22 protein-coding genes and 2 tRNA genes are annotated in these 26294 nt (G+C 61.3%); 9 read left to right on the top strand and 15 right to left on the bottom strand.

Features of this window, described 5'->3' with window-relative positions; translation table 11 throughout:
• Positions 1-8: 8 nt before the first annotated feature.
• From mrdA to AAA069_RS03320, 9 genes are all read right to left on the bottom strand, one after another.
• A complete protein-coding gene (mrdA, locus tag AAA069_RS03280) occupies positions 9-2078 on the bottom strand; it encodes a penicillin-binding protein 2 (protein ID WP_349127552.1) in 2070 nt (689 codons plus the stop codon).
• 13 nt (positions 2079-2091) lie between these two features.
• Positions 2092-2658: a hypothetical protein gene (locus tag AAA069_RS03285; protein ID WP_118098724.1), complete on the bottom strand. Its 567-nt coding sequence runs from the start codon at positions 2656-2658 to the stop codon at positions 2092-2094.
• 11 nt (positions 2659-2669) lie between these two features.
• Positions 2670-3611, bottom strand: a complete 942-nt coding sequence (mreC, locus tag AAA069_RS03290; protein ID WP_082421788.1) for a rod shape-determining protein MreC — start codon at positions 3609-3611, stop codon at positions 2670-2672.
• Between the two features lie 78 nt (positions 3612-3689).
• On the bottom strand, positions 3690-4721 hold the full coding sequence (locus AAA069_RS03295; RefSeq protein WP_006236061.1) for a rod shape-determining protein: 1032 nt from the start codon (positions 4719-4721) through the stop codon (positions 3690-3692).
• A gap of 127 nt (positions 4722-4848) precedes the next feature.
• A complete protein-coding gene (locus tag AAA069_RS03300; RefSeq protein ID WP_229065279.1) occupies positions 4849-6153 on the bottom strand; it encodes a tetratricopeptide repeat protein in 1305 nt (434 codons plus the stop codon).
• Between the two features lie 11 nt (positions 6154-6164).
• Positions 6165-6707, bottom strand: coding sequence for a peptidylprolyl isomerase (locus AAA069_RS03305; protein WP_349127553.1), 543 nt, complete (start codon positions 6705-6707; stop codon positions 6165-6167).
• A gap of 107 nt (positions 6708-6814) precedes the next feature.
• Positions 6815-7957 carry a zinc ribbon domain-containing protein gene (locus AAA069_RS03310; RefSeq protein ID WP_349127554.1) on the bottom strand — a complete coding sequence of 381 codons (1143 nt, stop codon included), beginning with the start codon at positions 7955-7957 and terminating at the stop codon, positions 6815-6817.
• A 103-nt stretch (positions 7958-8060) separates the two neighbouring features.
• Complete coding sequence (locus tag AAA069_RS03315) at positions 8061-10784, bottom strand: HAD-IC family P-type ATPase (protein WP_349127555.1); 2724 nt, start codon at positions 10782-10784, stop codon at positions 8061-8063.
• Positions 10785-10860: 76 nt separating this feature from the next.
• Positions 10861-10937: transfer RNA gene (locus AAA069_RS03320), tRNA-Arg, on the bottom strand.
• 204 nt (positions 10938-11141) lie between these two features.
• On the opposite strand from AAA069_RS03320, the gene aroF reads away from it, so the two are divergent.
• From aroF to aroQ, 8 genes are all read left to right on the top strand, one after another.
• Positions 11142-12164, top strand: a complete 1023-nt coding sequence (gene aroF / locus AAA069_RS03325; protein ID WP_349127556.1) for a 3-deoxy-7-phosphoheptulonate synthase — start codon at positions 11142-11144, stop codon at positions 12162-12164.
• Between the two features lie 3 nt (positions 12165-12167).
• Positions 12168-13082: a prephenate dehydrogenase/arogenate dehydrogenase family protein gene (locus AAA069_RS03330; protein WP_349127557.1), complete on the top strand. Its 915-nt coding sequence runs from the start codon at positions 12168-12170 to the stop codon at positions 13080-13082.
• A 36-nt stretch (positions 13083-13118) separates the two neighbouring features.
• Complete coding sequence (gene aroB / locus AAA069_RS03335) at positions 13119-14225, top strand: 3-dehydroquinate synthase (RefSeq protein WP_349127558.1); 1107 nt, start codon at positions 13119-13121, stop codon at positions 14223-14225.
• Positions 14219-15538, top strand: coding sequence for a 3-phosphoshikimate 1-carboxyvinyltransferase (aroA, locus tag AAA069_RS03340; protein ID WP_349127559.1), 1320 nt, complete (start codon positions 14219-14221; stop codon positions 15536-15538). Before aroB ends, aroA begins: the two co-directional genes overlap by 7 nt.
• Before the next feature lies 1 nt (position 15539).
• Positions 15540-16637: a chorismate synthase gene (gene aroC / locus AAA069_RS03345; protein WP_349127560.1), complete on the top strand. Its 1098-nt coding sequence runs from the start codon at positions 15540-15542 to the stop codon at positions 16635-16637.
• A gap of 118 nt (positions 16638-16755) precedes the next feature.
• Entirely contained in the window at positions 16756-17901 is a 1146-nt protein-coding gene (gene pheA / locus AAA069_RS03350) for a prephenate dehydratase (RefSeq protein ID WP_349127561.1), read from the top strand.
• Positions 17902-19152 (top strand): shikimate kinase, encoded by a 1251-nt coding sequence (locus AAA069_RS03355; protein ID WP_349127562.1) that lies wholly within the window; start codon positions 17902-17904, stop codon positions 19150-19152.
• A gap of 64 nt (positions 19153-19216) precedes the next feature.
• Complete coding sequence (gene aroQ / locus AAA069_RS03360) at positions 19217-19654, top strand: type II 3-dehydroquinate dehydratase (protein ID WP_099431841.1); 438 nt, start codon at positions 19217-19219, stop codon at positions 19652-19654.
• 104 nt (positions 19655-19758) lie between these two features.
• Here aroQ and AAA069_RS03365 read toward each other — a convergent pair.
• From AAA069_RS03365 to AAA069_RS03375, 3 genes are all read right to left on the bottom strand, one after another.
• Positions 19759-19835, bottom strand: a tRNA-Arg gene (locus AAA069_RS03365).
• Positions 19836-19889: 54 nt separating this feature from the next.
• Positions 19890-20657 (bottom strand): ABC transporter ATP-binding protein, encoded by a 768-nt coding sequence (locus AAA069_RS03370; RefSeq protein WP_006236046.1) that lies wholly within the window; start codon positions 20655-20657, stop codon positions 19890-19892.
• 11 nt (positions 20658-20668) lie between these two features.
• A complete protein-coding gene (locus AAA069_RS03375) occupies positions 20669-21514 on the bottom strand; it encodes an ABC transporter permease (RefSeq protein ID WP_349127563.1) in 846 nt (281 codons plus the stop codon).
• 160 nt (positions 21515-21674) lie between these two features.
• Between AAA069_RS03375 and AAA069_RS03380 the strand changes: the two genes are divergently transcribed.
• Positions 21675-22643, top strand: coding sequence for a glycosyltransferase family 2 protein (locus AAA069_RS03380; RefSeq protein WP_349127564.1), 969 nt, complete (start codon positions 21675-21677; stop codon positions 22641-22643).
• A 105-nt stretch (positions 22644-22748) separates the two neighbouring features.
• Here AAA069_RS03380 and AAA069_RS03385 read toward each other — a convergent pair whose 3' ends face one another.
• The 3 genes from AAA069_RS03385 to AAA069_RS03395 form a co-directional block, all read right to left on the bottom strand.
• Positions 22749-24203 carry a sugar nucleotide-binding protein gene (locus tag AAA069_RS03385; protein WP_349127565.1) on the bottom strand — a complete coding sequence of 485 codons (1455 nt, stop codon included), beginning with the start codon at positions 24201-24203 and terminating at the stop codon, positions 22749-22751.
• A 14-nt stretch (positions 24204-24217) separates the two neighbouring features.
• Positions 24218-25237, bottom strand: a complete 1020-nt coding sequence (rfbB, locus tag AAA069_RS03390) for a dTDP-glucose 4,6-dehydratase (RefSeq protein WP_349127566.1) — start codon at positions 25235-25237, stop codon at positions 24218-24220.
• A 75-nt stretch (positions 25238-25312) separates the two neighbouring features.
• Positions 25313-26287, bottom strand: coding sequence for a hypothetical protein (locus tag AAA069_RS03395; protein WP_349127567.1), 975 nt, complete (start codon positions 26285-26287; stop codon positions 25313-25315).
• Positions 26288-26294 lie beyond the last annotated feature (7 nt).

Raw genomic sequence — 26294 nt, forward strand, 5'->3', positions numbered from 1 at the left:
GCAACCTCCTATCGAACCGAAGAATCGCCCGAGGCCGAAGAGGTATCGGGCTCGTCATAAATCACGCCGAGCACGTCGCGCACGACATGCATCGCGGTATCTGAGCCACCGCCGCCCTGCTCCAGGACGGTAGCGATGACATACTTGGGATCATCGGCCGGTGCATAGGCGCAGAACCACGCGTATTCGTCCTCGCCACTTTTCTCGCCCGTGCCCGACTTGCCGTATACCTGCGGCGTCAGGGTGCCAAAGTGCGCCGCCAGGGACGTCGATGCCGTGTAAATCACGTCGTGCATGCCGTTGCGAACAAGAGCCAAATCCGAATCGCTGTTGATCTTGGCCTCCAGGCGCTTCTTCTTGCCCTTGCCATTGTACTTATAGGCATCGCCGTCGCCATCGCGCGACACGGCAGACAAAAATACGTGAGGCACGTACTGTTTGCCGCCGTTGGCAAGACCCATATAGGCGCACGCCATCTGCAGGGGCGTCACCAGGATGTCGCCCTGACCGATAGCAATGTTGGTCATATCGCCGGCATTCCACTTGCGGTCCTCGGCAGAGGCGTCGGTGAAGTATGACTCTTTCCACTCGGCATCGGGAATACGACCCGCGCCCTCACTCGGCAGATCGATACCGCAGGTCTTGCCTAGGCCCCAGCGACGAAAGACCTCCTGCAGGCCCTCGGGATGTTGCTCGTCATAAAAGAACGCCTTACCCATGTCGTAGAAGACGGGGTCGCACGAGTTGGCGATACCCGACTGCAGCGTCATGGTGCCGTGGCCAGACGTCAGCCAGCAGCGCTTGCCCCAAGCCTTGCCCAGACCCGTCCAATAACCCGTGCAGTTGGTTGTCTGCGTTGAAGTGTAGGTTCCAAACTCAAGACCGGCCAGTGCCGAGAGCGGCTTGATGGTCGAGGCCGACATGTACTGTCCGCTAATGGCGCGGTTGAGCAGCGGGTGCGAACCCTTGTCATCATTGAGCTCGGTCCACACGTCATTTGAGACGCCGCCGATAAAGACGGACGGATCGAACTTGGGCTGGCTCGCCATGCCCAGGATCTCGCCATTGTTGGGATCGAGACACACCACAGCGCCGTTGCCGGCATTGCTGTAGCCAGTGGTCTTGGCAAGCTCGATAGCGCTCGCCAGCGCCGTCTCACAGGCCTGTTGGATCTTAAGGTCGAGCGTGAGCTTAATGTCGGAGCCGGCCTTCGCGGGCACGGCGCCGGCCTGACCGGTCACATTGCCCGAAGCATCGACCTTGACGGTCTGCTCGCCACGAATACCCTGCAGCAGGTTTTCGTAGTAGCTCTCAACGCCCGCCTGGCCCACGATATCGCCCGACTGGTACGTAATCTTGCCAGCAGAAGCATCATCATCGCCAGAGGTTTTCTTATTCTGGGCCTCGAGCTGCTCGGAGGTAATGGTGCCGGTATAGCCCAAGATATGACATGCCGTCTCGCCATATGGATACTGGCGCTCGGTACGCTCGGCAATCTTGACGCCCGGGAACTCGCCGGCATGCTCCTGAATATAGGCAACCGTGGAGCGACGGACGTCCGTCGCGATGGTATGTAGGCTCTGGGCGCCCTCTGTATTGTCCTGAATATTGCGAAGGACCGCCACGTAAGGCATTCCAAGCACGTTGGCAAGATGGCGAACCAGAACCTCATCCTCGGCAAGGTCGCGGTAGGCCACGACAGCCAGTGAGGGACGGTTCTGGACAAGCGCCACGCCATTGCGGTCGAGGATGCGACCGCGCACAGCGGGTGTTGTAACGGTGCGAGTCTGATTACTATTGGCCTGCTTCTCGTAATAGTCCGACGAGACCATCTGCATGCCCCACAGCTTGACGGCAAGCGCCGCAAACATCGCGCCCACACCCGTGGTGAGGATGGAAAAGCGGCCCTTGAAGGCGGTCGCCGCGGTATTGCCCTCGCCCTCGGTGGCGCGCGGGGCCGTTCCATGCTGCGTATCGTAGGTAAAACGGGAATCGCCGCGACGCATGATGACCAGCGCGACCACGATGGCCACAACCAGCACGATACCGGCGATAATAACCGTCAACTGGGAAGACATCTACGGGCCTCCCCTATTTGAGCTTGCGGGTCTTGGGCTTAAAGCGCATACCCGCCTGGCGTCCGCCACGTGCGGAGAATCCATAGCCGGACTGCGGCACGACGCCGGACATCAAAAACGGAATGGCAACCAGACCCGTCAGGATCGAGGACGGCAGCGCATGGCCGAAGATCGCCACGACAAAGCTCGTCTCCAAACCCATAAACAGCAAGATGATGCTGTAGATCACATTAATGACGAGCGCAAAGGCGCCCACAGTGACGCCGCGCGCACTCGGGGTACCGCCCGTCTGACCGACGGCGCTGTGCACCAGGGCAAAAGAACCCACGGTCAGCAGGAGCGACATAACGCCCACCGGCACGGCAGCGGACAGGTCATAAAACAAGCCGCTGCAAAAACCGCACACGACGGCACGGGTCGGGTCGCCCGAGAACACGCTTAGGCACACCAGGATAATCATGAAGTTGACGCGACCTCCCGCAATGGAGATCTGCGGTGCCAGGCCTGCCTGCAGCAGCACACACACAATGGCGGCGATTACAAACGTGCGGGAGCTCATCCCCTGCTCGTGTAGATCCATGGACATGCCCCCTATTCGCTCGAGCCAGAATCGGTCGTCTCGGACGTGTCGGAACTGTCATCCGAGCTCTCGTCCTTCGTCTTGGTCGCAGCATCGCGCGACGTTCCCTGCGGCGTGCTGTTGGCCGTGCTCACGTCCTCATCCGAGGCCGACTGTTCGTCGGTCAGCGAGGTGATGACCAGCACTTCCTCGTTGTTCTCGGCCGTGGTCTGAGCGCGCACCACAATGGTGTAGTACACGTCGTTTGCGGATTTCTCAACCGACGAGACGGTGCCGAGCGGAAGGCCCTTGGGGAACACGCCACCGATGCCAGAGGTCACGATGATATCGCCAACCTTAACGTCGGAGTCGACGCTCACGTACTCAAGACGCAGCGTGCCGTCAGCCTGACCCTGCAGCATGCCCTGGGCGCGCGTGTCCTGTACCATGGCGGACACACCCGAGTTCTCGTCGCCAATAAGGCGCACGGTAGAGGTCTTGGCCGATACCTCGATAATCTGACCGATAACACCGGCAGAACTCGTCACGGGCATGTTGATGGTAAGGCCGTCGGCAGAGCCCTTGTCGATGGTTACGGTCGAGGTCCAGGCATCGCCCGAGGCACCAACGATACGAGCAGCGGTCGATTTGAGGTTGTAGGTCGACTGCAGGCCGACCAGCCCCTCCAGACGCTCGGCGGTCTTTTGAGCCTCGGAGAGCTCAGCAACCTTAGAGGTCAGCTCCTCGTTTTGCTTCTTAAGCTCGTCAAGCGTGTCCTGCGACGCCGTAAGGTTAGAGAACACGTTGCCGATCGCATTGAAGGGGGCCGCCACAGCCGAGCCCACAAAGCGCACCGGCGAGGTAATCGTCGTCACGCCCGAACGCACGGCATGAATCGGTCCTGCCTCGCCCTCGCGGATGTAAAACGTGAGCAGCAACACCGAAATCAGGCTGAAAACAATCAACGGGCGCATACCCGTTGATTGTCGCTTGGTATTCAGATTTGTGGAGAAACCCGAAGATCGTGCCAAATGGAATCCACCTTTTGGAAATTAAGCATTGGTCTGGACGAAGCCGCCATCAAACGCATTGGCCTCGAGCACGCGGGCACAGCCGTTAACGACGTTATCGAGCGCCGTGGGGCTGACGTTGACCGAAACACCGGTCTCATCGCGCAGGCGCACGTCGAGACCGCGCAGCAGCGCGCCGCCACCAGTCAGCAAAATGCCGTAGTACATAAGGTCCGAGGCAAGATCGGGAGGCGTAGCGTCGAGTGCGTCCTTGACGGCCTTGGCCATCTCGTCGAGCGGCTTGTTGAGCGCGCGACGAATCTCCTCGCTCTCGATGCGCACGGTCTTGGGCAGACCGGTGATCACGTCGCGGCCGTTGACCTCGACGTCGAGCTCGTCCTTGAGCGGCACGGCGGAGCCGACCTTGATCTTGATGTCCTCTGCCGTACGCTCGCCGATGGCCAGGTTGTAGGCATCACGAACGTGCGTGAGGATGGCCTGATCGAACTCGTCGCCGGCAATACGGATGGACTGCGAGACGACGATGCCACCCATAGCGATAACGGCAACCTCGGTGGTACCGCCACCGATGTCGATGACCATGGAGCCGGTGGGTTCCTCGACGGGCAGGTCGGCGCCGATAGCGGCAGCCATGGGCTCCTCGATCAGGTAGGCCTGGCGGGCGCCGGCCTGGATCGTGGCCTCAAAGACGGCACGCTTCTCGACCGACGTGACACCGGAGGGAACGCAGACGACAACGCGCGGACGCGGGGTCCACGGATAGCGCTTCTCAGACGCCTTGTCGATAAAGTAACGGAGCATGGCCTCGGTAACATCGAAGTCGGCGATGACGCCGTCCTTCAGGGGACGAACGGCCACGATGTTGCCGGGCGTACGGCCGAGCATGCGCTTTGCCTCGATACCGACCGCGAGGATGCGCTCGTCGTTCTTGTCGATGGCGACAACAGAGGGCTCGCGAATGACGATGCCCTTGCCACGCACGGAGACAAGCGTATTTGCGGTGCCGAGGTCGATGGCAAGATCGCCCGCATAGCTACCGAAGAACATATCCATCAAAGAAAACAACGCAACTCCTGATGTGTTGGATGATTGCTGGAAAACTACTAGCTCATCATACTAGCGCAAGCCCGGCACCTCACTTGCGGTGAAGCGCCGGGCAAAGCTAAATCCCATAAGGTCACTACTGGTTGTCAGCAGCCGAGAAATCCATATCGAGCGAGGAAACGGCCCAGCCGATATGGTTATCGGAGCGCACGAATTTGACGGTGTACTCCTGCTCGCCGCCCTTGGACAGCGATGCCTTCACCTTGGCGGTCGTCTCGGTCATGGACTGATCCATGCCCTCGACGGACACGGTGGCACCCTGCGGAATCGAGGAGATGATCATCGACTTGGCGTCCTCGGACAGGCTCGAGGCCAGGCAAGACTCGGCCTTTGCGGTGTCACCGTCGCCGGCAGCCTGGAACAGATCGGTGATAACCGACTCCTGCGAGGGGAAGCCAAAGCCGCGCGTGTAGGCAAAGCCCAGACCGCCCGCAGCAATCAAGATGAGCAGAAGCAGCACGATGAAGACTTTGAGACCCGTGTGGCGATGGCGACGACGGACCTTGGCCTGCTTACGATCCTGACGGTCCTGCTGGACCATCTCGGACTCGGACAGCGTAAAGAAGCCGGTGTCCGAGGGATCGGGCATAAACTGACCGGTCGCGCCCGTAGGATCGAGCGGATCGACGGCAGGAGCGTCCATCGCGGGCGCCGGAGCCGTGGCCATAGCCGTCTGGGCAGACAGCGCGGCAAGCGAATCGTGCACGCGGGCAAGCTCATCGGCCTGCTCGGAGGTGAGCTGGTAGATGCCATCGGCAGTAGCGGCGTTAAAGGCGTCGAGTGCGTCGGAGGGGCGGCCGGCGGCAGAAAGTGCCTGACCCATGCCGGCGTTGAGCGCACGCGTGTCGTCGCGGGGGCCGGCAAAGTCGATAGCCGTGCGGTAGGTCTCCACGGCATCCGCCGGACGGCCGAGCTTAATGAAGCAACGACCAAGCTCGCCCAGTGCGGCGGCAGGAGCCGGATTGGCGCCGTCGATGGCAGCCTGACGGAAGGCGGTTCCCGCGTTGGCATAGTCGCCCGACTGGAACAGCGCATTGCCCAGGCCGAGATAGGCCTTGAACGGCGTGGCATAGGAAGCATCCTGCGTAGCGGCAGAGAACGCCTGAGCGGCCGTCGTGTAGTCGCCCACGGCCGCGAGTGCCTTGCCGCGGTTGGTGAGCAGCGCGCCGCGCTTGCCGTAGGTGCCGTCATTGAGAGCAGCGGCGTAGGCCTCGGCGGCCTCGGCATACATGCCCAGGTGCATCAAGGCGTTGCCACGAAGGTGATCGGCCTCGCCCATAATCTCATCGGGAGTTTTTGCCGCCCCAAGCATCTGGGCTGCAGCGGAAAAATCACCCGCGCGGTAAGCGGCGCGGCCCTGTTGGATCAGCTGGCTATTCAAGGAAGTCCCCTTTACTCGTGAACGATCTCGACATGGACGATCTCGTCGCCGGCACGCAGCTGCGAAATCACATCGAGACCCTCGACCGTGGTACCAAAGACGGTGTAACCGGAATCGAGGTTATGCTGGGCGCCCAGGCAGAAGTAAAACTGCGAACCCGCGGAATCGGGGTCCATGGAGCGTGCCATGGCAAGGGCACCATCGACATGGCTGTTGCACGGATTGGTGGCAAACTCGCCCTTGATGCAGTAGCCGGGGCCACCGGTACCGGGCATGCCGTCGGGGCCCTCAAGACCGGCAGCGACGTCGGCGCCGGACATATCGCGGGTATTGGGGTCGCCGCCCTGAATGACAAAGCCGGGCACATAGCGATGGAACTTAAGGCCATCATAGAAACCCATCGTGGAAAGCTCGCAGAAGTTCGCGACATGAATGGGAGCGCCCTCGCCGTCAAACTTGACCTTGATGGTACCCTTCGACGTCTCGATAACGGCGCACTCGTCGCCGGCAAGCTGATACTCGGGCGTGTAGAGCTCTTTCTTAAAACCAAACATGTGGTTCCTTCCTCGTGCGTTTAAAGCATATTTGTACGAATTGTAGCAATAAGCATGCGCTTACATCAATTGCGCACGTAGGTTATGCCGACTATGGAGAACTAATTTTAGGAACGCTGCTGCGGCTTCCAGGAGCCCACGTTGGCGTCGTACTGATTCAGCGCGCTGTTGCCGCCCTGTGCGATGGGCGCCAGGATCTCGCTTTGGTGGGAACTCATCGACTCGCCATCGGGAATGGCCAGCGAGATATCCCAGCTCTGGCAGATCACGTCGACGCGCTCGTACATCCACTCGGCAAGCTGCTTTAAGTGGGCGATGTCATCCGCATAGACCGTATCGTCCTGGTACTTAAGGTTGTTGAGCTCATCTTGCGTCTTTTTAATCTGGTCGCGCAGGGCGTAGGCACTCTGCGACAGCTCCTGACGGGTGGACAGCGGCGTTCGGAGATAACCGTTGTTAAAGGAATCGATGACCTCGCCGATCTGGTCCTCGTCGCCGTAGGACACGATGGTCTGATACAGACCGTCGAGCCTGGTATAGAGCTGATCATCGGTGAGCACGGTTTCTTCCTGGACCACCTCGGCAGAATCGTCCTGCTTGGTATCGTCCTCAGTCGCCTCGCCCTTTTGGCGCGTGGGGAAGGTCGTCTGCGCGGCCTGGCCAAACTGGTCATAGAAGCCAGGCATGACACCCATGGGATCGGCCGTCACGAACCAATACGCACCACCGCACACGACGGCAAGGACCGCGATGACGATGAGCGGCTTGGGGATATGACGCTTGTGCTTGTGATAGGCGTCCTCGTCGGGGTGCACCTTGCGCTTGGTTTTTTGAGCATCGTCATGCAGGGAAACGGGCGTGGGAATATCGACCTTGGGGATACCGAAATCCTTATCGAAAGCAGGCAGCACGCAGGTCTCATTGGGGTCGGCGGCGTCTGAGAGCACCGCAGCGGCAGAGGCTGGCGCATGCGGCACCTCGGTATCGATCTGCTCTTGCGTTAGGCGCGGAAAGCCCGCCGTGCGGCCCGCTGCCAGGTCGGATGCGGCCGCGTCCTCGGAGAGGATACCCGGAGCGGGGCGTCCGCATTTGGGGCACGTGCGATCATGCGGAGAAAGACGGGCACCGCAGCCCTCGCAGAACACGAACTCGGTGTGCTCGGGACCGTCGCCCGGACCCACATAGGCGTTGCAGTAGGGGCAGAACGAGGCGCCGTCCTCGATAGTCTTAAGGCAATGCGGGCAGATCACGGCATCCTCTTTTCGAAGCAATTCAAACAATCGAGGTTAGAGCATAACATCGCCACGGCCCCACAGGAACAAGGCACCAATTCAACATCGCCAGGGCGCGTAGCTACTTCTTCTTTTTGCTTGGCATCGAGACTTTGATGCCTTGGGCGGACTTGGTCACGCGAGAGCGCTTGGCTCCGGCACTCCTCTTTTTCTTGGGCTGGGCCTGGGCCACGCCCTCGAGCGCGCGGGCCTCGGCCTCGCGAACGGTGCGATCTTCGCGGCGCTGCGCCATGTCGGCGGCGACGCGCTTGGCAAAACGCTCGGCCGTCGAACCCGTCGAGCTCACCTTGCCGCCACCGCGACCCAGGCGGACGCGCACACCGCGGCCAAAACCAGTTGCGGCATGACGACGACGCGGCTTGAGCGAATCCATCATCGTGGCGAGCTTAAAGAACACCGAGCAGGTAAAGATCACGATGACAGCCAAGATAACCATCTGGCCCATCGACAGGTTGGCAATAGACAGCAGCTCCGGGAATCCGATAACGCCCACTAGGATGCCGGCGACTACAAACACAAAAAGCACCACACGTAAGGGCGTGAGAGGCTGCGAGATGCGCCAGATCAGGCTGACGCTCGCCGCGCAGGACGTAAGCAGGCACATCGTAGACAGCGTGAGCTGGCTAAAGCCAAACACGCGCGCCACAAAGATATCGAGCGCCGCAGCCAAAATGACCGCAATCGACGCCGGCAGTGCACGCTTGAGCACATTGGTCAAAAATGACCCCTTCACGCGAGCATTGTTGGGCTCCAAACCCAGCACAAAGCCCGGCGCGCCGATGCAGAAGAAGTTGATGAGCGTCATCTGGATGGGCTCGAAGGGGTACGGCGGCAGCGCAATGCACAGCGCCGCCAGGCCCATCGAGAACAGCGTCTTGGTCAGGAACAGCGACGCCGAACGCTGCAGGTTGTTGATGGAGCGACGGCCCTCGGCCACCACGGCGGGCATCGAGGCAAAGTCGTTGTCGACGAGTACGATCTCGGCCACGTTGCGCGCGGCATCGGAGCCGGCCGCCATGGCGACGGAGCAGTCGGCCTCCTTGAGCGCCAGCACGTCGTTGACGCCGTCGCCCGTCATGGCCACGGTGTGCTCGCGGCGCTTGAGCGCCTGCACGAGCTCGCGCTTCTGCTGCGGGGTCACACGACCAAAGACATGGTAGCGGTCCACTGCGGCATCGAGCTTGGCCGGCGTATCGAGCGTCGTGGCGTCCACATAAGCGTCCGCCCCCGGCACGCCCACCACGCGCGCGATCGACGACACCGTACGCGGGTCGTCGCCACTGATCACGTTGAGGGTCACGCCCTGCTCGTTAAAGTAGCCGATGGTCTCGGCCGCCGAGGTACGAATCTCGTCGCGGATGGTCACAAAGCCCACGGGCTCGGCCTCGCCCACCATATCGCCATCGGGCGTAAAGCCGTCAACGCGCGCCACCACGAGCACGCGGCAGGTATCGGCAAGCTCGGCGACACGGTTCTCGACCTGCGAAAACACACGCTCCGAAAGCACAAACTGCGCGGCGCCCATCACATAGGAGCCCTGCGCAAACGACGCGCCGCTCCATTTTTTGGAGGACGAGAACGGAATGACCGACAGCGGCTCAGACACCTTGACCGGGCGATCGGCGTAATAGTTGAGCAGCGCCTGGCAGGTCTCGTTGGCATCGGCCGAAGTCGCACGCGCCACGTTAGCCAGCGCAAAATCGAGCACCGTGGTATCGACGGAGACAGCCGCCTCGTCCGAGCCGGCGCCTAAGCTCACGCCCTCAACCGGCAGCGGATACGTGCCCTCGACCTCCATGCGGCCCGACGTGATGGTGCCCGTCTTGTCCAGGCACAGCACGTCGACGCGAGCAAGCGTATCGATGCAGTAGAGCTGCTGCGCCAGCACCTTGCGGCGGGCCAGGCGCACCGTGGCGATGGCGAGCACCGACGAGGTCAGCAGCACCAGGCCTTGCGGGATCATGCCCAGCAGGGCGCCCACCGTGGACAGCAGCGCCGACGAAGGCACATGGCCAGCCAGCAGCTCGGAGAAGCACCACGAAAGTGCGCTATCGCCCGGGGTTCCCGCGGCATCCCACAGCTCGCTCACACTCGAGGCAAACAACGCCAAACCGAGTGGGATCATGATGATGCTCGCAAAGCGCACGATGGCGTTAAGCTCGTTCATGATCTCGGAATTGACCTTTTTGACGTACTTGGCCTCGTTATTAATTTTGGCCACGTAGTTGTCGGCGCCGACATGGATCACGCGGGCGCGCAGCAGGCCCGAGTCGATAAAGCTGCCGCTCATGAGCTCAGAACCGGGCTGTTTCTTAATAAGGTCGCTCTCGCCCGTCAGCAGGCTCTCGTTCACGAGCGCCTCGCCCGAAACCACCACGGCGTCAGCGGGAATCTGATCGCCGCGCCCCAGGCGGATGATGTCGTCGAGCACGATCTGGTCCAAGTCGAGCTCCACCTCGGCACCGTCGCGCACCGCGATGGCCTTCTTAGAGGTCAGAAGCGTGAGCTTATCGACCATCTTCTTGGAACGCATGGATTGAATGACGCCGATAGCGGTGTTCAAGAACACCACGAACAGGAACGTCAGATTCTTAAACGAACCGGTCAAAATGACCAGGAACGCCAAGATCACGTTGATCAAATTGAACAGCGTGCAGAGGTTCTCGATGATGAGCTCTTTGACCGACTTGGTCTTGAGCTCCATGTTGCGGTTGATCTTACCGGCGGCGATGCGCTCCTCAACCTCGGCGGTCGAGAGTCCGCGCTCGATATCCGTTGTTGCCATACCACGTCCCATCACGTCGCGTCGGTATAAGAAAAACCGCCCGGACCATGCGAGGTTCGGACGGTCTTACGTTCGATGGTGCCCCATGTTGGATTCGAACCAACGGCCTTCTGCTCCGGAGGCAGACGCTCTAATCCCCTGAGCTAATAGGGCGAACGTTTGGCATTATACCCAAGTGCACCACGGGCTATCAAAATAAAAGAAAAAGCTTTGCAATTCCGAGGAAGACGCGGTGCAACGGCCCACTTTAGAAGGCAAAAGCAAGTCAGATAGTATAAACTCTCATGCACCATATATACACGGCTCGCGATGCGGGCCGTTTTTGCAAGGGTTATCCATCGAGGTGAGAGGCACACCATGATTGCAATTTTAAAGCAGAGCGCCAGCGACGAGGCCGTAAGCCATATCGTCAGCTGGATTGAGAAAAAGGGTCTGAAGACCGATGTCTCGCGCGGCGAGAACGAGACGATTATCGGACTGGTGGGCGATACGACCAAGATCGACCCGTTCCTGCTCGAGTCCATGGACGTCGTCGAGCGCGTGCAGCGCGTCTCCGAGCCGTTCAAGCGCGCCAACCGTAAGTTCCACCCCGAGGACTCCGTCATCGACTGCGGACACGGCGTCAAGATCGGCGGCGATCAGTTCCAGGTCATCGCCGGCCCGTGCTCCGTCGAGGGCGAGAACCTCATCCGCATCGCCCGCCGCGTGAAGGCCGCCGGCGCCACGATGCTGCGCGGCGGTGCCTACAAGCCCCGCACCTCCCCCTACGCCTACCAAGGCATGGGCCCCGCCGGCCTCGACCTGCTGTGCGAGGCGTCTGCCGAGCTCGACATGCCGATCGTCACCGAGATCATGGACCCACGCCACGTGCAGGTCTTCTTGGACAAGAAGATTGACGTCATGCAGATCGGCGCCCGCAACGCCCAGAACTTCCCCCTGCTCAAGGAGGTCGGCAAGACCCAGACTCCGATTCTGCTCAAGCGCGGCATGTCCGGCACGATCGATGAGCTGCTTATGGCCGCCGAGTACATCATGAGCGAGGGCAACGACAACGTCATCCTGTGCGAGCGCGGCATCCGCACCTTCGAGACCCGCACCCGTAACACCTTCGACCTCAACGCCGTGCCGGTGCTGCACCACCTGTCGCACCTGCCTGTCGTTGCCGACCCCAGCCACGCCACCGGCTACACCCGCTACGTTGAGCCCATGGCGCTCGCCGCGACCGCCTGCGGTGCCAACGGCCTGGAGATCGAGGTCCACGACGAGCCGAGCCGAGCCTGGTCCGACGGCGCCCAGGCCCTCACCCCCGATCAGTTCGACGACACCATGCGCCGCATCCGAGCCATCCGCGAGGTTGTCTCCCAAGAGACCATGGAGTAGCCCATGGGTACGGTGAGAAACGCGCGCGTTAACCAGGGCGGCCCTAAGTGCGCCGGCATCGTCGGCCTGGGCCTCATCGGCGGCAGTTTTGCCCGCGGCTATGCGCAGGCGGGCGTCCGTGTGCTGGCCTGGGACCCCGATGACGATGTCATGACGGCCGCCAGCATGGGCACTGTCGCCGGAGAGCTCAACGACAAGACACTCGGCGAATGCGACATCATCGTCCTTGCCTGCTATCCCGAGGCATGCATCGAGTGGCTCGAGGCGCATGCCCAGGCACTCGCCGACGCCACCGACACCGAGGCCATCATGGGCCCCGTGGTGATCGACACGGTGGGCGTCAAGGGCATCGTGTGCGAGCGCGCCTTTGAGCTTGCCCGCGAGCACGGCTTTTACTTTGTGGGCGCGCACCCCATGGCGGGCACGCAGTACTCGGGCTATGCGCACTCCCGCGCCGATCTGTTCCAGGGCGCGCCACTCGTGCTCGTACCGCCCGCGGTGGACGATGCCCTTAAGCTGGAGCTTTTGGGCCAGGTGCGCGAGATGGTGCGCCCCTTGGGCTTTGGCAAGTTCAGCGTGACCAGCGCCGCCGAGCACGACCGCGTCATCGCCTTCACGAGCCAGCTTGCGCACGTGGTATCCAACGCCTACGTCAAAAGCCCCACAGCCCAGGTCCACCACGGCTTTTCGGCCGGTAGCTACCGCGACCTCACCCGCGTGGCGCACCTCAACCCGCAAATGTGGTCCGAGCTCATGATCGACGACGCCGACGCGCTCGCCTTCGAGATCGACCATCTGATCGAGTCGCTTGGCGCCTACAGCCGTGCGCTCAAGAACCGCGACCAGCGCCATCTGGAGAATCTCCTTGCCGAGGGCGACCGCATTAAGCGCGCGCTCGACGACGAGGCCTCCCACTAGACCACCTATCACGCCAGGTCGAAAGGACCGAAGCTTATGGCGATTACCATCGATATCGACACCGCACGCCCCTACCAGGTGCATGTTGGCACGTTTTTGCTGGAGCAGTCGGGACCGCTCGTGCGCGCCACTGCCGGCGGCACCAAGGCCGTCATCGTTACGGACACCAACGTGGGCCCGCTCTACCAGATGCCCGTTAAGCAGAGCCTGGAGGCATCGAGCTACGAAGTGAGCATCTGCACCTTCGAGGCCGGCGAGGCCCATAAGCGCGCCGAAACCTATGTTGCCATTTTGGAGTTTGTGGCCGAGCACGAGCTTTCGCGCTCCGACGTGATCGTGGCACTCGGCGGCGGCGTCGTGGGCGACGTGGCGGGCTTTGTGGCCGCCACCTACATGCGCGGCTGCAAGTTTGTGCAGATCCCCACGAGCCTGCTCGCCATGGTGGATTCGTCGGTGGGCGGCAAGACCGCCATCGACCTGGCTGCCGGCAAAAACCTAGCTGGCGCCTTTTGGCAGCCGAGCGTGGTTATCGCAGACGTGGGGTGCCTGGCCACCCTCACGCCCGAGCAGTTCGCCGACGGCTGCGGCGAGGTCGTCAAGCACGCCGTGATCGCCGACCCGGAGCTTTTCGCCGAGCTGGAGAAGACCCCGCTCACGCTGGAGCTGCTCAACCGCGATGTGTCCCGCGTAGCGCTCATCATCGCCCGCAATATCGACATCAAGCGCGCCGTGGTCGTCGCCGACGAGCGCGAAACCAACCAGCGCAAGCTCCTCAACTTTGGACACAGCGCCGGACATGCCGTTGAGGCCTGCGAGCATTTTGAGCTCGGACACGGCAACTGCGTGTCGATCGGCATGGGCATCATCACGCGCGCCGCGGCCCTGCACGGCGTTTGCGATGCTGCACTGCCCGGTCGTATTGAGGAACTCTGCGCCCGCCATGGCCTCATGACCCGCTGCGACCTCGATGTCGATGCCGTCTTTGCCGAGGCGCTCCACGACAAGAAACGCGCGGGCGACACCATCGACCTGGTGATTCCGCACGGCATTGGCCGCTGCAGCATCGACCGCACGCCGCTTTCCACTTTCCACGAACTTATTGCCGAGGGCCTCGGCCAGAAGGGAGACGCATCCGCATGCTAGCCCGCATCACCCCGTCCCCACTTAAGGGCACCGTTCCCGCCATCGCGTCCAAGTCGATGGCGCATCGCCTGATCATCTGCGCCGCGCTTGCCAACGGCGAGACGCACGTTACCTGCAACACTACCTGCGCCGATATCGAGGCCACGGTGCGTTGTCTCACGGCACTCGGCGCCCGCATCGAGACCGTCGAGGACGGCTTTCAGGTCCACCCCACCATGAAGAGTGTTGAGTTTGGCCTGCTCAAGGCCCTTGCCGGCGGCACGCTCGACTGCGGCGAAAGCGGCTCCACGCTCCGCTTTATGTTGCCCGTCGCCTGCGCGCTGGGCGCAGAGGCCACGTTTGTGGGTCAGGGACGCTTGGGCGCCCGTCCGCTGTCCCCGCTCTCGGACGAGATCATCGCCGCCGGCTGCGACCTACAGGGTCTGGGCGGTTTTCCGCTCAAGACGAGCGGACGCATGCGCCCGGGCACCTTTGTGCTGCCGGGCAACGTGAGCTCGCAGTACATCTCGGGCCTGCTGCTGGCAGCCCCGCTGCTGGCCCAGCCCTCCTGCGTGCAGGTGACCGGCCTCATTGAGAGCCGCCCCTACATCAACCTGACGATCCAGGCCATGAAGGCCTTTGGCGTCGAGGTCAACGTCGAGCGTATTCCCGCCCGGGACGGCCAGCCCGAGGTCACGAACTTCCGCGTGAGCAGTGGCTCGTATCGCACGCCCGGCAGCGTGGCCGTCGAGGGTGACTGGTCCAACGCTGCCTTTTGGCTGTGTGCCGGCGCTATCGGCGCCAACCCCATCACCGTGGAGGGTGTGTCCCTGAGCTCCGCACAGGGCGACCGCAACGTGCTTGCCGCGCTTTCGCGCTTTGGCGCCCGCATCGTGCGCTCCACCAACGCCGCCACCGTGCAGTCCGACAAGCTCGCTGGCTTTGAGATGAGTGCCCACGACATTCCAGACCTGGTGCCCGTCATCTCGGCCGTGGCATCGCTGGCGCAAGGCCGCACGTTCATCCGCGATTGTGCCCGCCTGCGCATCAAGGAATCCGACCGCCTGGCCACCACCACCCGTGAGCTCACCGCGCTGGGCGCACAAGTGCGCATTGCCGGTGACGACCTCATCATCAAGGGCGTCGATGCCTTTACCGGCGGTGAAGTCGATTCGCACAACGACCATCGCATCGCCATGATGGCAGCCATCGCCGCAAGTCGCGCCACCGGCGAGGTCGTGATCCACGGCGCCGAGGCCGTCAACAAGTCCTATCCCGATTTCTTCGACCACTACCGCCTGTTGGGCGGCAAGGTCACGCTCGAGGAGGAATAGCATGTCCTCGACCTTTGGCAACGTCTTGCACTTAAGCATCTTCGGCCAGTCGCACTCCCCCGCTATCGGCTGCTCGCTCGATGGCATCCCGGCGGGCATCGCCGTGGACCAGGAGAAGCTGCAGGCCTTCCTCGACCGTCGCGCCCCCGGCCGCGACGAGACCGCAACCAAACGCCGCGAGGCCGACGCCGCGCATATCATCGCCGGTGTGGTCGATGGACATACCACCGGCGCGCCCATCGCCGCGATTATCAAGAACACCAACACGCGCTCCAATGATTACTCCGAGCTGCGCCGCAAGCCCCGTCCCGGACATGCGGACTTCCCTGCGCGCGTGAAGTACCACAACATGCACGACGTCGCTGGAGGCGGGCATTTTTCCGGACGTCTCACGGCTCCCCTATGCATCGCTGGCGGCATTGCGCTGCAGGCACTCGATGCCCGCGGTATTCAGGTCATGGCGCACGTCGCGCAGATCGGCGGTATCTCCGACCTACCCATGGACGATATGGTCTATCGCGAGGCCGACCGCAAGGCGATTCTTACGAACGACCTGCCGTGCATTGATGCCGCCGCAGCCGGCCGCATGCGCGAGGAAATCCTAGCCGCGCGCGACGAGCTTGACAGCATCGGCGGCATCGTGGAGTGCGGCATCTACGGCCTGCCCGCGGGCATCGGCGACCCCATGTTCGACGGCATCGAGAACCGCATCGCGCAAATCGCGTTTGGCATTCCCGCCGTAAAGGGCGTGGAGTTTGGCATGGGCTTTGCCGTGGCCGCCATGCGCGGCAGCGAGAACAACGATCCGTATCGCATCGATGCCGAGACCGGAAAGATCGAGGTCGAATCCAACAACGCCGGCGGCGCCCTGGGCGGTATTTCGACCGGCGCGCCCGTCATGTGGCGTATGGCCGTAAAGCCGACGCCCTCCATTGGCCGCGAGCAGCAGACCGTAGACATGGACGCTATGGAAAATGCCGAGCTCTCGGTCCACGGCCGTCACGATCCTTGCATCGTCCCCCGAGCCGTCCCCGTAGCCGAAGCAGCCGCCGCCCTCGCCATCTGGGACGCCCTCCTCGAGGACACAGGCCAGCGCTAACCCGCACACCCGGTGATTTTTCTGGGACGGGGATTAAAAAATCATTGCGTACCTAATGATTTTTTAATCCCCGTCCCAGAAAAATCACCGCAGCCCCCTACACGTGAAAGGGGTCCCTATGGACCTTGCTGACATCCGCCAGGCCATCGATGGCATCGACACCACGCTCCTCAACAGCTTTGTCGAGCGTATGGACATTGCCACCGAGGTCGCCAAATCAAAGATCGAGATGGGCAAGGCCGTCTTTGACCCCGCCCGCGAGCGCTCAAAACTCAACAACCTCGCCAGCCGCGCGCCCGAGCGCTACGAGGCGCAGACCATCACCCTGTTCCGTCTCCTCATGAGCATGAGCAAGGCCGAGCAGCAGCGCTACATCAACGAACTCAAGGGCATCACTGTCTCGCAAAAGGCCCACGCCACGGCTGCAGCCTCCGACACGCCCTTCCCTCAAACTGCCACCGTCGCTTGCCAGGGCGTTGAGGGCGCTTACAGTCAAATCGCCGCGTGCAAGCTCTTCGACGTGCCCGACATCGCGTTTTTCGAGACCTTCGAAGGCGTTATGCGCGCTGTGCGCGACGGCTTCTGCGAGTTTGGCGTGTTGCCCATCGAAAACTCAACTGCCGGATCGGTCAACGCCGTCTACGACCTGCTCGCCCAGTTCGACTTCCACATCGTGCGCTCGCTTCGCCTCAAGATCGACCACAACTTGCTCGCCAAGCCCGACACCAAACTCGCCGACGTGCGCGAGGTCTACAGCCACGGCCAAGCCATTGCCCAGTGCGCCGGCTTTATCGAGGGCCACGGCCTGCATGCCACCAAATACCCCAACACCGCCATGTCGGCCGAGATGGTCGCCAACTCCGAGCGCACCGACGTCGCCGCTATCGCCTCGCGCAGCTGTGCGGCGCTCTACGGCTTGGAGGTACTGGAGCCTAATATCCAGGACTCGGACAACAACTACACGCGCTTTGTCGTCATCAGCCGCGAGCCGCGCGTCTACCCCGGCGCCAACCGCACCTCGCTCATGATCACCACGGCCAACGAGCCGGGCGCCCTCTACCGCGTGCTCGAGCGCTTCTATGCGCTCAACATCAACCTCATCAAGCTCGAGAGCCGTCCCATCCCCGGGCACGACTTTGAGTTTATGTTCTACTTTGACCTGGACTGCCCCTTTGGCAGCAAGGCCCTCGACGACCTGCTCGATTCCATCGACGACGTGTGCGAGAACTTCACCTACTTTGGCAGCTACACGGAGGTACTCTAGATGATCGATTCCGCTGCAACCCGTCCCTACGGCGTGCTGGGCCGCGTGCTGGGCCACAGCTACACCCCGACCATCTACAAAGAGCTCGCGGGGCTCGAGTACGTGCGCTTTGAGCGCGAGCCCGAGGACCTCCAGGCCTTTATGACCGGCGACGAATGGGAGGGCACCAACGTGACCATCCCCTACAAGCGCGCCGTCATGGAATACCTGGACGAACTGAGTCCGCTGGCCGAGCGCATGGGCAACGTCAACACGATCACGCGTCTGCCCGATGGCCGTCTGCGCGGCGACAACACTGACTACTTTGGCTTCCAATGCCTGGTCGAAGAGCTGGGCGTAAAGGTTGCCGGTAAGAAGGTCCTCGTGCTCGGTGCCACCGGCGGCGCCGGCACCACGGCAAGTATGGTGCTGGGAGACATGGGCGCCATCGTCGTACCCGTGGGTCGCACGAGCGAGGTCAACTACGACAATATCGCGCAGCAGTCCGACGCCTCCCCACTCGTCAACTGCACGCCCGCCGGCATGTTCCCCCATTGCCCCGACGCGCCTTGCACGCTCGAAGGCCTCGATGCGCTCGAGGGCGTCATCGACATTGTCTACAACCCCGCCCGCACGGGCCTGATGCTCGAGGCCGAGCGCCGCGGCATCCCCTGCATCGGCGGCCTGCTTATGCTTGTTGCCCAGGCGGCACAAGCTGTCGAGCGCTATACCGGCAAAGCCACCCCGCGCGAGAGGATCCTGGACGTAACGGAGCGCCTGTCACGCCGCGAACAGAACATCGCGCTGATCGGCATGCCGGGCTCGGGCAAGACCCGCGTGGGCGAGCAGATCGCCCAGCTCACGGGCCGCGAGCACATCGATCTCGATCGCGCCCTCGAGGAGCGCCTGGGCATGCCCTGCGCCGACTTTATCATCAAGTGCGGCGAGGCGGCCTTCCGCGAGCAGGAGACGGCAGCGCTGGCCGACATCTCCAAGCGCAGCGGCTTGGTGCTCTCCACCGGCGGCGGCGTGGTTACGCGCGACGAGAACTACCCTCTGCTGCACCAAAACAGCCAAATCGTGATGCTCAACCGCAAGCTCGACGAGCTCGCCCACAAGGGCCGCCCCATCACCGCGCGCGACGGCATCGACAAGCTGGCCGAGCAGCGTATGCCGCGCTACCGCGCCTGGGCCGACTACATCATCGACTCACGCGACTGCGCCGCCAACACCGCCCATGCCCTCCTCGACACCCTCCCACCCGCTCTCTAACCAAAACCACCACAAAGGGGGCAGGCACCTTTGTGGTGGTTTTTCAACTGCAAAGGAAGCAACCATGAAAGCACTCGTCATTAACGGCCCCAACCTCAACATGCTCGGCATTCGCGAGCCAGGCATCTACGGCAGCGACAACTACGATCGCTTAGTGCAGATCTGCCAGGAAGCGGGTGCCGCACAGGGCTTCGACGAGGTCGAGGTCTTCCAGTCTAACCACGAGGGCAGCATCGTCGACAAGATCCAGGAGGCTTACGGAAAGGTCGACGGCATCGTCATCAACCCGGCCGCCTACACGCACACAAGCGTGGCCATCCTGGACGCGCTCAAAGCCGTCGCCATCCCGGCTGTGGAGGTCCACATTAGCGCAGTCGAGACCCGCGAAGACTTCCGCCAGGTGAGCTACGCCCGTCTGGCCTGCTTCGCCACCATCACCGGAGAGGGCCTGAAGGGCTACGCCCACGCGTTGGAGCTGCTGAAAGAGCATCTCGAAAAGTAAAATGCCAACCCCAACAAACAGCAGCGGCTTGCTCGCGCTCGGCTCCAGCAACACACAAGATGAAAAAAGCCCAGACCACCAAGCGGTCTGGGCTTAATAAACGATGGTGCTCCATGGCGGATTCGAACCGTCGACCTTGGGATTAGAAGTCCCCTGCTCTATCCAACTGAGCTAATGGAGCAAATAACCGCACGCCCAAGCAAGCACAAGCCTGTCAGGCGCAAGTAATTATAACCTAGTTGAACTGCTCGCGGTACGCCTTGCAGACCTCATCGACCGGGCCGTCCATGCGAAGGTCACCCTTCTCAATCCAAACGGCACGCTGGCAGATGCGCTCAACCTGCTCCATAGAGTGCGAAACGAACAGAACCGTCACGTCGCCGCTCTGGATAAAGTGCTGGATGCGGGCCTCACACTTTTGCTGGAAGAACACATCACCGACGGACAGCGTCTCGTCAACGATCAGAATATCGGGCTCGGTAATCGTCGCGATTGCAAAGGCGATACGCGCCACCATGCCCGAAGAGAAGTTCTTAAGCGGCATATCGACAAAGTTCTGCAGCTCAGCGAACTCGATAATGCCGTCAAAGTTGGCGTCGATGAACTCCTTGGTATAGCCGAGCAGGGCGCCGTTCAGATAGATGTTCTCGCGGGCGGTCAGCTCGGGGTCAAAGCCGGCGCCAAGCTCAATCAGCGGCGCGATGTTACCGTGCACCTTAACGCTGCCCTCGCTAGGCTCAAGAACGCCAGCGATAATCTTGAGCATCGTAGACTTGCCGGAGCCATTGGTGCCGACCAGACCCACAACCTCGCCGCGATGAATATCAAACGAGATGTGCTTAAGCGCCCTAAACTCCTCAAAGAACAGCTCGTGCTTGGCAAGCTTAATGAAGTACTCCTTGAGGTTGGTCAGCGACTCGGACGCCATGTTAAAGATCATGGTGACGTCGTCGACCTCGACAGCCAGAGGCTGCTCGCTGTAATCAACAACAGATTCAGTCATCACAGCACTCCTTAGATGTAGAGGATAAATTTGCGCTCGGACTTATGGAACACGGTATAGCCAATAATAAGCGCAAGAACCGCCCAAGCGACGCACATACCAAACGTCATAAGCGAGGGCGTAGTCTGGAACAGGAAGATATCGCGCATAAACTGCAGGTAGTTGAACATGGGGTTCGCATACATCAAGATACGCACGAGATGCGGCATTTGCGCAATATAGTCAGTCGTCCAGAAGATGGGCGTAATGTAAGTCCACGCCGTAATGACGACGCTCCACAGATGCATAACGTCGCGGAAGAAGACCGTAAGGGCAGAGAGCATCATGCCCAGGCCCATGCAGAAGCACATAAGCAGCAGCAGGCAAACCGGCAACAGAATCAGGTGCCAAGAAGGCATAACGCGGAACCACAGCATGACGATGGCGACGGCGACCAGCGAGAAGACAAAGTTGACCAGCGAGAAGAGCACCTTCTGCACCGGGAAAACCCAGCGGTGCACCTTAACCTTCTTGAGCAGAGGGGCAGCGCCCACGATCGACGTCAGGGCCTGGTTAGTAGACTCAGACATGACGGCAAAGGTGATGTTACCCACGATCAAGTACAGCGGGTACATCTCGGGCGTCATTGAGCCATTGCGGCCCTGGCCAAAAATCGTCGAGAACACGATGGCCATGACGATCATCATCAGCAGCGGGTTGAGCACCGACCATGCGACGCCCAGAACGCTACGGCGATACTTGATCTTAAAATCCTTGGTAACCAGCTGACGAAGGATAAACGCGTCCTTCTCAAATTCGTTCTTAGCAAACGTCGCAGGCAGACTGCGAGTTTCTTGTTGCTTTGTCTGATCCGACACGGATGCAACTCCTTTACTCGTAATCGTTGACAAACGAACAGTATAGACCCGACGGCCATGCAAACGATTCGCGCAACAAAACTGGAGAACTAACCCACATCTTAGGATGCCAGGCCCAAACGGCTATACTTTCTAGGATTGAATGTATAAGGAGCATTAAGTGAATTCTGAATCCATCGCCGTCATCATCCCTTGCTACAACGAAGCGCTCACGATCGGCAAAGTCATCGACGACTTTCACCGCGAGCTTCCGCAGGCGACGGTCTATGTCTATGACAACAACTCGTCGGACGATACCTCACGCATTGCCACCGAGCACGGCGCCACAGTCCGCTTTGAGCCCCGTCAGGGAAAGGGCAACGTGTGCCGCCAGATGTTTCGCGATATCGACGCCGATTGCTACCTGATGGTCGACGGAGACGACACCTACCCCGCCGAGGCGGCCAAGGCCCTCTGCGAGCCCATCCTTAACGGCACGGCCGACATGACCGTAGGCGATCGCCTTTCCAACGGCACCTACGCCGAGGAGAACAAGCGTGCCTTCCACGGCTTTGGCAACAATCTGGTCCGTGCCATGATCAAGTGGATCTATGGCTACAGCTTCGATGATGTCATGACCGGCTACCGTGCCATGAGCCGCCCGTTCGTTAAAACCTTCCCTGTGCTTTCCGAGGGCTTCCAGATCGAAACCGAGCTCTCGATCCACGCCGTCGACCACCGCTGGCGCATCAAGGATGTGCCCATCGAGTACCGCGACCGTCCGGAAGGCTCCGAGTCCAAGCTCAATACCGTGAGCGACGGCATTAAAGTCGTTACGATGATCGGCACGCTGTTCAAGGACTACCGCCCGCTGAAGTTCTTCAGTCTGATTGCGCTATTATTCGCGATTATCGGCCTGGCTTTGGGCATTCCTATCTTTGTTGAGTACTTTCAGACCGGTCTGGTCCCGCGCTTCCCCACCGCCATGCTCGCCGCGTCGTTTATGTTCCTGTGCGGTCTGAGCCTTGCGACCGGCTTCATCCTCGATTCCGTGGCAAAGGTCGAAAAAAAGCAGTGGGAGGTCAACGTGTACAGCAAATACGCCTACGATGACCAGCCCGGCAGGTCCGCCACCACGCCAAGCGAGTGAAAGATCTTCCGCAAAATACTATTGGCACCACTGCGCAGATAGCCATCAACAAGAAAAGCCGCCGTTAAAGAACGGCGGCTTTTACTCTCGAAAAGTTGATAGCGGCTAGAGCGTCTTGAGGTACTCCCCAAGCTCTTCCTCCCAGTCGGGCATGTGAAAGCCGGCAGCCTCAAGCCTGGACAGGTCGAGCGCGGAGTGGACCGGGCGCGGGGCTACGGGGCCCGCGGCGCCGGCGTAGTAGTCGGCGGTGCTGACCGGCACGACCCTGTCCCCGTTGCCGTTGGCGGCCTCGAAGACGGCGCGGGCGATGTCCGCCCAGCTCCTCACGGCGCCGGAGCCGGTGCAGTCGTAGGTGCCGTAGGGGGCCTTCACATCAAGCACGTGGAAGATGGCCTCGGCCATGTCGCACGTGAAGGTCAGGCGGCCCAGCTGGTCGTCCACGACGGTGATCTGCGCGAGCCCGTCCTCGGGGTCGGCGACGCGGTCGGACAGCGCCTTCATGGTCTTGACGAAGTTGTGGCCCTCGCCGATAACCCAGGAACTGCGCATGATGTAGTGGCGGGGGCACCCTGCCACGGCGATGTCGCCGGCGGCCTTGGTCTGGCCGTAGACGGACAGCGGGCTGAGGGGCTCGTCCTCGTCATGCACCTCGGCGGTGCCGTCGAAGACGTAGTCGCTGGACACGTGGACCAGGGTGATCCCGTGCTCGGAGCATGTGCGGGCGAGGAGGGCCGGGCCGGTCGCGTTGGCCTTCCAGGCGGTCGCGCGGCCCTCGGGGGTCTCGGCCCTATCCACGGCGGTGTAGGCGCCGCAGTTGATGACGGTGCCGTAGAGCGACCAGTCGTATTTGGAGTATGCCTCCGGGTCGGACATGTCGAAGGTGTCGATGTCGCAGAAGTCGAAGTCCTTGGCGACGCCGCGCTCCTCGGCGAGCGCGCGCACCGCATGGCCCAGCTGGCCGTTGCAGCCGGTGACGAGGGTGCGCTTCGGCGCCATGGGGACGACGTCCCTCAGCATCGGGTGGTTGAGGTCCGCCTCGGAGACGGTGGCCTGGTCGAGCGGAATCGGCCACTCGATGGCGAGCTCGGGGTCGGCGAGGTTCACGAAGGTGTAGGTCCTCTTCAGCTCGAGCGACCAGTGGGCGTCCACCAGGTAGGTGTAGGCGGTGCCGTCCTCCAGGGCCTGGAAGGAGTTGCCCACGCCGCGCGGGACGTAGATGGCCTTGCTGGGATCCAGGACGGTCGTGAACACCTTGCCGAAGGTCTCGCTGCCCTCGCGCAGGTCCACCCAGGCGCCGAAGACGGAACCGCGGGCCACGGAGATGAACTTGTCCCAGGGCTCCGCGTGGATGCCGCGGGTGACGCCGCGGCTGTCGTTGTAGGAGACGTTGTTCTGGACGACCCTGAGGTCCGGGATGCCCAGCGCGGTCATCTTGGCGCGCTGCCAGTTCTCCTTGAACCAGCCGCGCGAGTCGCCGTGGACGGCGAGGTCGACGACCTTGAGGCCCCCGATGCCGGTCTCGGCGACGGAGAGGTCCTTCTCGAATGCGATGTCTGCCATCTGACTCTCCCCTCCTACTGGCCCTGTGCGCGGTAGCGGGCCTCGGTGGCCTCCTTGGCCGGGCGCCACCAGGACTCGTTGGCGACGTACCAGTCGATCGTCTGCTTGAGCCCCCTGGCGAAGTCGGTGTGGGCCGGCCTCCAGCCGAGCTCGCGCTGGAGCTTCGTGCTGTCGATGGCGTAGCGGCGGTCGTGGCCGGGGCGGTCGGCGACCCAGTCGAAGTCCTCGGGGTCGCGTCCCATCGCCTCGAGGATCATGCGCAGGACGGTGATGTTGTTCCTCTCGCCGTCCGCGCCGATGAGGTAGGTCTCCCCCGTGCGGCCCTTGGTGAGGATGTCCCAGACGGCCGAGGAGTGGTCCTCGGTGTGGATCCAGTCGCGGACGTTCTCGCCGCGGCCGTAGAGCTTGGGGCGGACGCCGTCGACGATGTTCGTGATCTGCCTGGGGATGAACTTCTCCACGTGCTGGTAGGGGCCGTAGTTGTTGGAGCAGTTGGAGATCGTGGTGCGCAGGCCGTAGGTGCGGGTCCAGGCGCGCACGAGCATGTCGGAGCTCGCCTTGGTGCTCGAGTACGGGCTGCTCGGGTGGTACGGCGTCTCCTCGGTGAACTTCGCCGGGTCGTCGAGCGCCAGGTCGCCGTAGACCTCGTCGGTGGAGACGTGGTGGTAGCGGACGCCATATTTGCGGACGGCCTCCAGCAGGCGGAAGGTGCCCTCCACGTTGGTGCGCAAGAACGGCTCCGGGTCGGCGATGGAGTTGTCGTTGTGGCTCTCTGCGGCGTAGTGCACGATCGCGTCGTGGCCGGGGACGATCCTATCGAGCAGCTCCGCGTCGCAGATGTCACCGACGACGAGCTCGACCCTGTCCTCGGGCAGCCCCGCGATGTTCTCGGGGTTGCCGGCGTAGGTCAGCTTGTCCAGGACGGTCACGTGGACGCCCGGGTGGTTGTTGACCACGTAGTGCACGAAGTTGCTGCCGATGAAGCCGCAACCGCCCGTGACGATGATGTTCTTAGGTTCAAAAATCTCAGACATGAAAATCCAATCTGAAGCAAGTACAGCTTCTTTAGTATGCCGCAGGAAGTGACGCCGCGACACTATTCAACAAAACTATCGGACATTTCGGCATGCGATAAGAGCCATGACCTTCGCAGAATTACTTCCCCTACAAAACGCCTCCGGAATGCAGTCTTTGTCGTACCGGAAGACCGAATTCCCAGTTTTATCGCGTAAGTACTTATAGAAGAAGTCTTCCCAGCTTTTAAACTTCTCACTGTTTACAAAGGCTTCTGGGGTTTCCAAAACCGCCTTAACATCTAACCCTGAAATTACGCCAGAGCTCAGCAGAAGCCACTCGAATGACTCGGGAAGACAAACCGTAACAGTATCGCGATGAATGTCTTGCAGCTTAAGGACGCGGTCCGCATAGCACCCAAATGCCGCTCCGTCCGCGACAACAAACACGCGATCGTCGAAATGCTGATCCAACCAGCCCAAAATCGCGCTGTTCGTCATGGCCGAAGCACAGGTAAGCTCACTATCAGCGAAATGCCGTTCAAAGAACTGGAAACCAGACTTACTGTCCTCGCATAGAAGGATAGAAAAGTCCTGTTTTGGCACCGATCGGGAAATAGCATAACGATGATTTCCGCGATCTTGATAAACAGGGACGAAAGAATGGTATTTTCCGCTCGTCTTAATCTTGTAAATCTCATCCACGCTATACGGAAGATTAGGGAAATCAGCCCTTGAGATCAGCACGAAATAATTCGAGGAATACAGCACATGATGGGCAAACTCATCAGAATGGATCTCTTTTAAGCCCTCATCGACAAATACAATCGAGTCATGAACGGACGAAAGCTGGTTTCGCCAATCATAATCGGTCAGGGCGACACAGGGACAATCGCATTGCAAGGAAACACCCGACTGCTCGCCCGTTCGCATGTAGTCTGCGACCATGTCAAACAGTGTCGTCTTACCCGTGCCACTATCGCCACGCACAATAGTGATGTTCCGCTTGATGGTAAATGTGTACTTAGTTCCCCTGCGGCGGGAAATCTTAACGAGATGCGAACCGTTCATAAGCAGT

Source organism: Collinsella sp. CLA-SR-H006 (genome assembly GCF_040097075.1).
Taxonomy (GTDB): Bacteria; Actinomycetota; Coriobacteriia; order Coriobacteriales; family Coriobacteriaceae; genus Collinsella.